This is a genomic window from Mycolicibacterium sphagni (assembly GCF_002250655.1).
Lineage (GTDB): Bacteria > Actinomycetota > Actinomycetes > Mycobacteriales > Mycobacteriaceae > Mycobacterium > Mycobacterium sphagni.
This window is the reverse complement of the sequence record NZ_NOZR01000040.1, coordinates 21495-33302: the sequence shown is the minus strand read 5'-3', so window position 1 is coordinate 33302 and position 11808 is coordinate 21495. Positions and strand designations below refer to the sequence as shown.

General features: G+C 68.2%; 10 protein-coding genes. 6 read left to right on the top strand and 4 right to left on the bottom strand.

Annotation, left to right across the window (positions count from 1 at the left end; translation table 11 throughout):
* Positions 1-980: 1-phosphofructokinase (pfkB, locus tag CG716_RS28260; protein ID WP_094484451.1), on the bottom strand; the 980-nt coding region annotated here is incomplete at its 3' end.
* Positions 977-1756, bottom strand: coding sequence for a DeoR/GlpR family DNA-binding transcription regulator (locus CG716_RS28255; protein WP_094484450.1), 780 nt, complete (start codon positions 1754-1756; stop codon positions 977-979). The genes pfkB and CG716_RS28255, both read right to left, overlap by 4 nt.
* 103 nt (positions 1757-1859) lie before the next feature.
* Between CG716_RS28255 and CG716_RS28250 the strand changes: the two genes are divergently transcribed.
* On the top strand, positions 1860-3557 hold the full coding sequence (locus CG716_RS28250) for a phosphoenolpyruvate--protein phosphotransferase (protein WP_207760810.1): 1698 nt from the start codon (positions 1860-1862) through the stop codon (positions 3555-3557).
* Positions 3558-3593: 36 nt separating this feature from the next.
* Positions 3594-4562 (top strand): pirin family protein, encoded by a 969-nt coding sequence (locus tag CG716_RS28245; protein WP_094484449.1) that lies wholly within the window; start codon positions 3594-3596, stop codon positions 4560-4562.
* 9 nt (positions 4563-4571) lie between these two features.
* Here CG716_RS28245 and CG716_RS28240 read toward each other — a convergent pair whose 3' ends face one another.
* Positions 4572-6722: an FUSC family protein gene (locus tag CG716_RS28240; RefSeq protein ID WP_165774339.1), complete on the bottom strand. Its 2151-nt coding sequence runs from the start codon at positions 6720-6722 to the stop codon at positions 4572-4574.
* On the bottom strand, positions 6719-7279 hold the full coding sequence (locus CG716_RS28235) for a TetR/AcrR family transcriptional regulator (protein WP_094484448.1): 561 nt from the start codon (positions 7277-7279) through the stop codon (positions 6719-6721). Before CG716_RS28235 ends, CG716_RS28240 begins: the two co-directional genes overlap by 4 nt.
* A 149-nt stretch (positions 7280-7428) precedes the next feature.
* Between CG716_RS28235 and CG716_RS28230 the strand changes: the two genes are divergently transcribed.
* The 4 genes from CG716_RS28230 (at position 7429) to CG716_RS28215 (ending at position 11799) form a co-directional block, all read left to right on the top strand.
* The gene (locus tag CG716_RS28230; RefSeq protein WP_207760809.1) at positions 7429-8829 is read left to right on the top strand and encodes an aldehyde dehydrogenase family protein; all 1401 of its coding nucleotides are present in this window, start codon (positions 7429-7431) and stop codon (positions 8827-8829) included.
* A gap of 308 nt (positions 8830-9137) precedes the next feature.
* Positions 9138-9770, top strand: a complete 633-nt coding sequence (locus CG716_RS28225; protein WP_133067038.1) for a TetR/AcrR family transcriptional regulator — start codon at positions 9138-9140, stop codon at positions 9768-9770.
* A 151-nt stretch (positions 9771-9921) separates the two neighbouring features.
* Entirely contained in the window at positions 9922-10860 is a 939-nt protein-coding gene (locus tag CG716_RS28220; protein ID WP_094484446.1) for a class I SAM-dependent methyltransferase, read from the top strand.
* Positions 10861-10935: 75 nt separating this feature from the next.
* Positions 10936-11799, top strand: a complete 864-nt coding sequence (locus CG716_RS28215; RefSeq protein WP_094484445.1) for an SDR family oxidoreductase — start codon at positions 10936-10938, stop codon at positions 11797-11799.
* Positions 11800-11808: the final 9 nt, after the last annotated feature.

Below are 11808 nucleotides of genomic sequence, written 5' to 3'. Positions count from 1 at the left end.
GGTGTGGATCCTGCGGGGAAGGGCGAAATCGAGGTGACAGCAACGTCGTCGAGGTCGATCTGGGCCGGCGACGGGAGCGCCGAACCGGGAAGGGCCGCAGCAGCGCTGCCGTAGGCGACGGCCATCTGCAGTCGTTGTGGCGCCTGCGCACCACCGACGTCGGCGCGTACGTAACCCGCCAGTGAGGAGTCACCGGCGCCGACGGTGCTCCTGGGCTTGATCGGGGGTGGGGTGGCCAGCCAGCTGCCGGTGTCGTTGACCAGCAGGGCTCCTGCCGCGCCCAGGGTGGCCAGCACGGTCTTGGCGCCGAGGTCGATGAGATGCCGGGCAGCGTCGACGACCGGATCTGGATTGCCCTGGGCCAGCGATTCTTCCAGCATCGTGGCGTCGACACCGGCCAGGCTGGCCAGTTCCTCGGCGTTCGGCTTGATCACATCGGGGGCGGCGGTGGCCAATCCGGCGGCCAGCGCCGCGAGCGGTGCATCGGAGGTGTCGACGGCGACTTTGCAGTCGTAGGACTGCAATTGGGCGACGATGTCGGCGTACCAGCTGTCCGGAATCCCTGGCGGCAGCGACCCGGACAGCACCACCCAGCGCGCTGCCGCGGCGCGGTCGAGGATCGCCCGCGTGAGCGCGGCCAGTGCGGGCGCTTCGATGACGGCGCCGGGCTCGTTGATCTTCGTTGTCGTGCCGTCGGATTCGGTGATCGCCAAATTGGTGCGCACCGCGCCGTCGATGGGTACGGCGTAGAACGGCACGCACGAGAACTGCAGTGCGCTGACGATCGGATCGTGCGGGCCGGCGGGCAGCACCGCGATGGTATCCAGTCCGGCCAGGGCCAGAGCGCGCGCGACATTGACCCCCTTGCCGCCCGGCTCGGTGGTCACCGACTGCACCCGGTGCACCGCGCCGCGCACCAACCGGCCGGGGAGCGTCACCGTGCGGTCGATACTCGGGTTGGGAGTGACGGTGACGATCATGATTCCCCTCCTGCGACAACGACTTCGATACCCTGCTCGGTCAGCGCGGCGCGGTCTGCCGCGCTGATCTCGCGGTCGGTGATCAGAGCGTCGACGCTGGCGGTGTGGGCGAAACTGACGAACTCCTCGCGGCCGATCTTCGATGAATCGGCCAGCACCACAACGTAGTTGGCGCAGCGCACCATCGCGCGTTTGACGGCGGCTTCGTCGCTGTCGGGGGTCGAGAGTCCGTGGCGCACGGTGATTCCGTTGGTGCCGATGAACGCGATGTCCACTCGCATGGTGTTGAGGGCGCGCAGCACAGGCTCGCCGACAGCCGCCTGAGTCAGTCCGCGGACCCGGCCGCCGAGCAGCTGCAGGGTGATCGACGGCATCGCGGCCAGGCGGGCCGCGATCGGTACCGAGTTGGTGACCGCGACGAGCTCCCGGTCGGCGGGCAACATGGCCGCGACCCTGGCGGTGGTGGTGCCGGCATCGAAGAGCACGGTGGCACCCGACAGCGGGAGGAATTCAGTGGCGGCCCGCGCGATCGCTTCCTTGTAGTCGGCGCGGGTGGTCTCCCGTTCGTCGATGCCGGGCTCGACCACGTGCAGTGCGCGCACCGGGACAGCCCCGCCGTGCACTCGGCGCACCAGACCGGCCCGGTCGAGGACCGCCAGGTCGCGGCGGACGGTCTCGGTCGTGACGTCGTAGGCCTGAGCCAGTTCAGCGACCGAGGCCCGGCCCTGAGACAGCACTCGGGCGGCGATCGCCTGCTGACGTTCTTCCGCGTACACGATTCTCCGTTTGTGTGGGGTCGCGCCTGGATTGAATGTTGCTATATGTTGTTTTACTCCCGTTCGTGTTGACTTGTCAATGAATCGTTGTAATCTAGTTCACATGACCGCCTCTTCCACGCCTACCTCACACGGTGCCGGACCGGTCCTCACCGGCGTCCCGGTGGTCCCCGGCGTCCGCTACGCACCGGTCATCCGGCCCGGCCGGCTCCCCGCGATCGAAGATCTCGACCCCGGGGGCGACATCGCCGACGGGCAGCGCGAGGCCGAGGCGACGCGGTTCACGGCTGCCGCGGCCACCGTCGCCGGCCGGCTGCGTGAGCGCGCCGCGGCCGCGACCGGCGCCGCTTCGGAGGTGCTGGCCGCCACCGCAATGCTGGCGCAGGACCGCGCCTGGCTGGGTGCGGCCGAGAAGCAGATCAAGGCGGGGGCGCCCGCGGTGCGGGCCACCGCTGCCGCGGTCGCTCAGTTCGTGGACCTGTTCACCCAGATGGGCGGGCTGATGGCCGAACGCGTCACCGACCTGCGTGACATCCGGGACCGGGTGGTCGCCGAACTGAGCGGCCTGCCCGAGCCTGGCGTCCCGGTACCGGCCCAGCCCGCCATCCTCTGCGCTGAGGACCTCGCGCCCGCCGACACCGCGGGCCTTGACCCGACGCTCGTGGTGGGCCTGGCCACCACGCTCGGCGGCCCGACCAGCCACACCGCGATCATCGCCCGCCAGCTCGGCATCCCATGCGTCGTCGCCGTCCACGGGCTCGACGACGTCCCGGCCGGCGCCGACGTCCTCATCGACGGAACCCGCGGGACCGTCAGCGTGGCTCCCGACCCGGCCGATGCCACCGCCGCCGTCGAGGCCGCCGACGCAGCCGCCGCCGCGATGGCCGGCTGGAGCGGTCCCGGGGCCACCGCCGACGGCCACTTGGTGTCGATCCTGGCCAACGTCCAGGACGGGTCGGCGGCCCGTGCCGCGCGAGACACCCCGGCCGAGGGCATCGGGCTGTTCCGCACCGAGTTGTGCTTCCTCAACCGCGACACCGAGCCGAGTGTTGACGAGCAGGCGTCGATCTACGGCGAGGTTCTCGATGCCTTCGCCGGATGCAAGGTCGTCATCCGCACCCTGGATGCCGGGTCGGACAAGCCGCTGAAGTTCGTCGGGCATCCCGACGAGGCCAACCCCGCACTCGGCGTGCGAGGAATCCGCATCGAGGCCCTTCATCCCGAGGTCCTCGACCGCCAGCTGGACGCGATCGCTCTCGCTGCCGAGCGCACCGGCAGCGCGCCGTGGGTGATGGCGCCGATGATCGCCACCCCCGACGAGGCCAGGCGGTTCGCCGACCGGGCACGCCAGCGCGGCCTCGTCCCCGGCGTGATGATCGAGGTTCCGGCCGCGGCGCTGCTGGCCGACCACATCCTGGCCCACGTCGAGTTCTTGTCGATCGGCACCAATGACTTGGCGCAATACACGATGGCAGCCGACCGGATGTCGGCCGAGCTGGCCACCCTGACCGACCCGTGGCAGCCCGGCGTGCTGGCGCTGGTCGCGCAGACCGCGCGTGCCGGCGCCAGTCGTGGCAAGCCGGTCGGGGTGTGCGGTGAGGCCGCCGCCGACCCACTGCTGGCCTGCGTACTGGTCGGCCTCGGCGTCACGTCGCTCTCGGCGGCCGCGGCTGCCGTGACAGGCGTCGGCGCCAAACTCGCGTCGGTCACCCTGCAGCAATGCCGCGACGCCGCCGAGGCGGTCCTGACCACGGCGAGTGCCGCCGAGGCCCGCGCGGCCGCGCTGGCCTTCCTGGGCTGACGGAATTAATCGGACTGCGGTCCGGTTATCTCGGGCATGCCAGCAGTTACCGCAGATACGTTGTCTCTCCCGCGGGTGAGCGCCGCCGCCGCGACCGACACCGAGCGGCCCGTGCGGTCCATCACGACCGGGCCGCGCGGGTTTGAGGGTGAAGGTTTCCCTGTCGTGCGCGCGTTCGCCGGCGTCAGTGCCGCGGACCTCGACCCCTTCGTCCACATGGACCAGATGGGTGAAGTCGAGTACTCGCCGGGTGAGCCCCGAGGCACCGACTGGCACCCGCACCGCGGCTTCGAGACGGTCACCTACATGATCGACGGCCGCTTCGCCCACCAGGATTCGCACGGCGGCGGTGGTCTGATCGCCGACGGCGCCACGCAGTGGATGACCGCGGGGGCGGGCATCCTGCACATCGAGACACCCCCGGCCGAGCTGGTCGACAGCGGCGGGCTGTTCCACGGCATCCAGCTGTGGGTCAACCTGCCCCGCAAGGACAAGTTCGCCGAGCCGCGCTATCAGTCGATCGAGGGTCCAGCCGTGCGGCTGCTGTCCTCGGCCGACGGCGGCACACTGGTGCGCCTCATCGCCGGCGATGTCGACGGGTGGAGCGGTCCGGGCATGACGCATACCCCGATCACGCTGGCACACAACAGCATCGAGGCCGGCGCCCAGCTGAACCTGCCGTGGCCACGCGAATACAACGCGCTGGTCTACGTGCTCTCCGGTCGCGGCACGATCGGTCCGGTCGGGCACCCAATCCAGCAGGGTCAGCTCGCGGTGCTCGGCCCCGGCGACCGCATCACGGTCGCCGCCGATGCGACCCAGGACGCCAACCGTCCGGCGATGGAGGTTCTTCTGCTGGGCGGCAGGCCGATTCGTGAGCCGGTCTTCCACTACGGGCCGTTCGTGATGAACTCCAAGTCCGAGGTCATCCAGGCGCTGGACGACTACAACGCCGGCCGGTTCGGCGCCATCCCGCCGGGCGCGCTGATGCCGCACCGGGGTTGACGCGGACCGCTAGCGTGGCACCGGCTCGGCGGCCACGGCCGGCGGATAGGTGAGTTCCAGTTCGCCGACATTGGCCGCCGCGGTGACCAGCGGCAGTGCCGCCGACACCGCGAGTTCGCCCTCGCCGGCCTCGGCTCGCAGCGCGGGCACCAGGTCGTCACTGATCGGGGCTACCGAGTCGGCGGCGTCACGGCCGTCGAGGCGGGCGCAAATCGCGGCAGCGTGCTCCTCGAGCACTTCCCGTGCCCGCGGGTACACGCCCAGTGGTGGCGGCACGATGTCAGCGATCAGATCGGCGGCGGCCCGCAGCCGGAACGCCCGGTTGGCCGCTCGCACCACCGGAGCGCGGGAGTCAGTGGGGCCACCACTTTCCGAAAGATATTGACGCACAGCATCATCCAGGGTTCGGGAGGCGGTCAGTGCCTGGTGGCTGAGCGTGTTCACCAGGTCCTCGGCGTGCTCGAACGCGCCGCGCGTGACCCGGAGTATCGCCGCGTGCAGGTAACGCGAGCCGACGCTGGAGGCCGCCCCGACCGACCGCTGCACCGCCGCCCTGGCCCCGCCCGGCCACAACAGTAATGAGACGACGATGGCGACGGACGCGCCGACCACGATGTCCTCGAGCCGCAGCAGGCCGACCCGCCAGCCGGTGGGGACGATCAAGTTGAAGACGATCAGCACCATCATGGTGAACGCGGCCTGGCTGGCGGTGAACGAACCGATCTCCGGTACGTAGGTCGAGCCGAACGCCACCATCGGCAGCAGCACCCACATCACGACGGGATCGGTCCCCAGTAGCTCGATGACAATCGCGCCGAGTACGAACCCGATCACCGTGCCGATGACCGCCCGGACCACATTGGTACCTGTCGTGAGCGCGCTACTGCGCAGTACCGACATCGCCCCGAGGACCACCCAGAACCCGTGCTGGACCGGGAACACCACTGTGACGAGCACGGCCAGGGCCAGGCCGGTGCCGGTTCGCAGGCTGTTGCGGGCAGTTACCGACCATGTCCGCAAATAGCCGGCGGTGATATTGGTGACGGCGGTCGTCTCGGAGTACACCCGGTCCGCGGATCCGGTCTCGGGCAGCCGTCGCCCCAGTACGCGGGCCCAGACGGGTCGGGCATCGGCGGCCGCAGCGGCAGCGATGATGCGGCCGGTGATCGCGACGGCGGCGCCGATGGTGCGTCTGGTCAGCAGGGTGCGGCCCAGCTCGACGGCGGCCTGGTCATCGGGCTCGGCGAGGATATCGACAATGTCCTGCCGGTAGCTGTCCACCGCGATGGTCCGTAGCTCGGCCAGAGCCCTGGCCAGCAGCGCGCGTTCGGCCGCCCGTTCGGCGGGCTGGGTGATACGCAGGATGCCTGCGCTGTCGCGCAGCACCTGTACCACCGGCTCGGCCATCGGCCCGAGCAGCCCACCGGTGTCGCCGGTGACCCGATCACACAGCCACTGCAGGTCGTCGACCACCCGGACCAGCGCGCGGCTGCCCGCGGTCAGCGCGACCGGACGGTACGTCGCGCCAAGGAAGTTGGCGCGCAGCGCGTCCATCGCGGTGGTGACCTCAGCTGACGATGCGCCGCCCTCGATCCGGTCGGCCAGCACCGCGCAGACAGCGGCGGCGTGACGGCGCAGCTCGCCGTGGTGGCGTGGCGGAAGCACGAACAGTGCCGCGGGCACGCAGATCACCAGTGCGAGCAGCCAGCCGAAGAGGCGCTCGCCCAGCGGGCCGGGCGGCGTGCACACGGGAAGGACGAATGTCAGCAACGTGGCGCGCATACCGGCGGCGATGATCTCGCTGAGCACACCCGAGAGTGCGACGACCACCCCGACGACGAACATCAGCGTGACCGCCAGCCACGGGATGGGGGCGACCAGGGTGCCCAGACTGATCAGCACGGCCCCGTTGAAACCGAGTCCGCCGTAGGCCAGCGCCCGAGCGTTCACATTGCCGGGGAAGTCCGTCACGATCAGCAGCGCGATCGAACCGAAGATCGTGAACAGCGGCGTCTGAGAACCGCCGCCGACGGTGAAACTCACCGCCGTGGCGATCGGGATGACGATCGCGGCCCGCACGGCACGGCGGGCGCCGTCGTTCTCGGGGTCGCGCGTCTTGATCCGCTCGGCTGCCCGCCGCCACAGGGCAGCCAGGGTCACCGCGGCACGCCGGCGAAGCTGCCCGAATCCAGTGCGTCGAGCATGTAGCGGGCGATCCAGCCGAACATCCCCGACTCGCGCGGCAGGGTCGCCTGCTCGTAGCCGATGAAGACATAGACCGCCCAGGTGGCGTAGACCTCGGCCTGGCGAACATCGCTGACGATCTCGACCGCGGAGTCGTAGAGGATCTTGAACCGCTGCCTGTCGACCTCGGACTGCACCGCCAGAACGTGCGGGTCCACCGAGCTCCACGACCGAATGGCGGCTTCGGCACCGTGCGGCAGGGACAGCCCGACCTGGATGATCGCCTCGATGCGCTGACGTGGGTCGGACACCTCGCGGATGGCGCTGATCAGGCGGATTGTCCGGTCTTGCACCCAGTAAGACACCAGATCCCGGGTGTAGGCAGGCCAACTGGAGAAGTAGTGATAGAACGACCCGGTCGTGACGCCGAGCCGGTTACACACCTCGGCGAGTTTCAGTCCGCCGTATCCCACGTCTGCGAGTACTTCGAGACCGGTCTCGAAGTACGACTCCCGGTTGGCAACGGTGGCCATGGGACAAGACCATAGTGCGCTGTCCGGGCCAGATGTCCGTGACGTGCGGGATCGTGACCAAGTTGCGCAAGGTCGAGCTGCTGGGGCTTGGACGGACGCGGAGATCATGGGGCAAGCTGGAGCCAGGCGAAATGATTCGAGGAGTTGGCATGACCATCCAGATCACCAGTGACCAGGCCACCGAAGGGGGCGCAGCCGGCGTTCTCGCCGATGTGCGCCGTGTGTTCAACAGCGGTCACACCCGTTCGCTGCAGTGGCGCTCCGAGCAGCTGCGCGCCGTGGAGCGGATGTGCGAGGAACGGGAGCCGGAGATCGCCCAGGCGCTGGCCAGCGATCTCGGCCGGTCCTCGTTCGAGGCGTGGCTGGGCGATATCGGCTCGACGAAGGCCGAAGCGGCGTTCGCCCGCAAGCATCTGAAGAAGTGGATAAAGCCGCAGCGGTACGGGCTTCCGCTGGCCCAGCTGCCCGGAAAGGCCTGGGTGCAATACGACCCGCTGGGCGTGATCCTGGTGATCGGTCCCTGGAACTACCCGTTCTATCTGTGCATGGCGCCGGTGGTGGCCGCGATCGCTGCTGGAAATGCCATGGTGATCAAGCCGTCAGAGTTGGCGCCTGCCACGTCGGCGCTGCTTGCGCGGCTGGTTCCGGACTATCTGGACAACGAGGCCATCCGCGTGGTGGAAGGTGATGCCACGACCACCCAGGACCTGATGGCCCAGGGGTTCGACCACGCATTGTTCACCGGGGGCACCGAGATCGGCCGCAAGATCATGGCCGCGGCCGCACCGACGTTGACGCCGGTGACCCTCGAGCTGGGCGGTAAGAGCCCGGTGGTGGTGCTTGCCGACGCCGACCTCGACGTGGCGGCGCGCCGGATCGCCTGGATCAAGATGCTGAACTCGGGCCAGACCTGCATCGCCCCGGACTATGTGCTGGCCGACCGCACAATCGCCGCCGAGCTGGCCGACAAGATCGTGGCGACGATCGCCCAGTTCCGCGCCGAGGAGACGGACCCGTCACTGCGGATCGTCAACGAGCGGCAGTTCGACCGGCTGGTGTCACTGATCAGCGCGACCAGCGGAACCGTTGTCACCGGAGGCGGCTCGGACCGGTCGGCGCTGCGCATCGAGCCGACGGTGATCGTCAACCCGGCCGCCGACGACCCGGTGATGTCCGACGAGATCTTCGGCCCGATCCTGCCGATCATCGCGGTGGATTCGCCAGATGCGGCCGTCGCGTTCGTCAACGCCCGGCCCAAGCCACTGGCGCTCTACGTCTTCACCGCCTCACAGGCGGCGGCTCGGGATCTCGTCGACCGGATGCCATCCGGCGGAGCCGTGGTCAACCACGTGGCGGTGCACTGCCTTGTCCCGCAACTTCCGTTCGGCGGTGTCGGGGCCAGCGGCATGGGTGCGTATCACGGCAAGTGGGGCTTCGAAGCCCTCAGTCACCGACGCGCCGTGTTGGCCAAATCGACCAAATTCGATTTGAAACTCATGTACCCGCCATACACTGATCGTGCGATCAGGCTCATGCGCAAGGCGTTCTAGAGCCCAAAATCGCCTGTAGCAAACACGTCTCCCGCGCCCGCGAACCTTTCGACAAGGAACTCTCGCGCGCAAATGCATTAGTAGCGAATTCTCAGGCGTAATTCGCATTCCCACGGAATTTGCTCGGTGGTGACCATCCGGCATGCGAACACAAAACCGCAGGTTGCGCGCGGATCGCGAGCTGGAGCGGCGTCGCCGCAACGGATTCCGCAGGTAGATTTGATTATAAGCGGAATTCTAATTTCTCAGGAATGAGCAAATGTCGTCTGCCGTCAAAATTTCGACGGCTGTTGTGGCACACTTTCAATGTGGCGCATACAGCGAGTAGGGGCCCGGGTCGGCCCCCAGCAGCTAAGGCCGCGGAAACGCGCGAGCGCATCATGCGCGCCGCCCGTGAGGTGTTCAGCGAATTGGGTTATGACGCTGCCACCTTCCAGGCGATCGCAATCCGTGCCGACCTGACCAGACCCGCCATCAACCACTACTTCGCCAGCAAACGGCTGCTGTACCAAGAGGTCGTCGATCAGACGAACGCCTTGGTCATCGAGGCCGCCGTGCAGCAGTCACAGCGTGAGGGCACGCTGGCCGGGCGGATCCGCGCTTTCATCGGCGCGGTCGTGCAGGCCGAAGGCCAGGATCGCTCGGTTGCTGCGTTCTTGGTGACTGCCGTGCTCGAAGCCGAGCGGCATCCCGAGCTTGCCGAGTCGAACCATGATTCCCGGGAGTTCACCCGCGGATACATCAAAGCGGCCATCCGGGACGCTATCGAGTCGGGCGAGGTCCGCTCCGACATCGATATCGAGTCGGCCGCCGAGATGTTCATGGCCGTCATGTGGGGCCTGGGCTTCTATGCCGGCTTCGTGGATGACAGCGAGCGGCTGAACGCGATCACCGATCAGTTCCTCGAGCTGCTCAACGGCAAGGCGTGGCACGCCGGTTAGTCGCCGGTGACATGCGCCACAGGTCGCATAGGCTAGCTAAGCTTCTCGGGTACCATCGTCGTATAACCACGGCTGAACTGGGTTGATGCGCGGCCCCGACGGGTCGCGGCCCAGTGTCGAGCCGATTGATACGCCGAATTGGGGATCTGCCATGAGCACTGTGCGCACTGACGACGACACCTGGGACATCGCGACAAGCGTGGGCTCGACTGCGGTGATGGTGGCCGCCGCGCGCGCCAGTGAGACCGATGGTCCGGAACCGCTGATCAGCGACCCTTACGCCCGCATCCTGGTCCAGGGCGCGGGCACCGGTATGTGGGAGAACATCCTCGACGGTGCCGCCATGGCCGAGCGCCTGGCCAACGCCGACCCCGAAGCCGGCGCACTCTTCACGCACATGCGCAACTACCAGGCGGTGCGCACTCACTTCTTCGATGCCTTCTTCGCCGACGCGGTCGCCGCGGGCATCCGCCAGGTCGTCATCCTGGCCTCGGGTCTGGACTCGCGTGCCTTCCGGCTGGACTGGCCGGCCGGCACCCGCGTATTCGAGATCGACCAGCCGTTGGTGCTCGAATACAAGGCGCAGACCCTGGCCGCCCACGACGTGCGGCCGTCCGCTGAGCGTCACGAGGTTCCCGTCGACCTGCGCCAGGATTGGCCGGCCGCGCTCAAGGAGCAGGGCTTCGACCCCTCGCAGCCGACCGCCTGGCTGGCCGAGGGGTTGCTGATGTACCTGCCCGCCGATGCCCAGGACAGGCTGTTCGAACTGATCACCGAGCTGAGTGCAGCCGGCAGCCGGGTATCGGCCGAGGCAGTCGGGCACCACAGCGAAGAACGCCGGGCAGAAGTGCGCGAACGCTTCGAGAAATTCGCCGACCAGCTCGGTATCGAGCGCAATATCGACATGCAGAACCTGACCTACAACGACCCCGATCGCGCCGACGTCACCGAGTGGCTCAACGCACACGGGTGGCTCGCGTCCGGCCAGCCCTCCACCGAGGAGATGCGCCGGCTGGGCCGCTGGGTCGAGGTGCCGATGGCATCGGATCCCGATGCGTTCGCGACGTTCGTCGTCGCCCAGAAGGCCTGACGCCACCCGGCTGCCTGCAGCTCCGACGGCCCACGTATACAGGGAGTACGTTCCGTCGTCGCTGAAAGGAATCTCATGCCCGGAGTTGTGGATCGAGTCGTCGTCGTCACGGGAGCCGGCGGTGGTTTGGGCCGTGAATACGCCCTGACCCTGGCCCGCGAAGGCGCCAGCGTGGTGGTCAACGACCTCGGCGGTGCGCGGGACGGCACCGGCGCGGGTCATAACATGGCCGACCAGGTGGTCCAGGAGATCAAGGACGCCGGCGGCCGCGCCGTGGCCAACTACGATTCCGTCGCCGAATCCGAAGGTGCCGAGAACATCGTCAAGACCGCGCTCGACGAGTTCGGCAAGATCGACGGCATCGTGAGCAACGCGGGCATCCTGCGGGACGGCACCTTCCACAAAATGCCGTTCGAGAACTGGGACTCCGTGCTCAAGGTCCATCTCTACGGCGGCTACAACGTCATCCGCGCCGCCTGGCCGCACTTCCGTGAGCAGAGCTACGGCCGCATCGTCGTGGCCACCTCCACCAGCGGCCTGTTCGGCAACTTCGGCCAGGCCAACTACAGCGCCGCCAAGCTCGGACTGGTCGGTCTGATCAACTCCCTGGCCCAGGAAGGCGCCAAGTACAACATCAAGGCCAACGCCGTCGCGCCGATCGCCGCCACCCGCATGACCGAGGACATCCTGCCGCCGGAGGTACTCAAGAAGCTCACCCCGGAGTACGTCGCGCCGGTCGTCGGCTACCTGTGCACCGAAGAGGTGCCGGACTCGGCGTCGGTGTTCATCGTCGGTGGTGGCAAGGTGCAGCGCGCGGCGCTGTTCCAGAACGAAGGCGTCACCTTCGATCATGTGCCGACCGTCGATGACATCGCCTCGCAGTGGTCGGTGATCGATGACCTGTCGGCCGCTGAGCACGCCACGTTCAAGCTCGGCTGATCCCGTGCT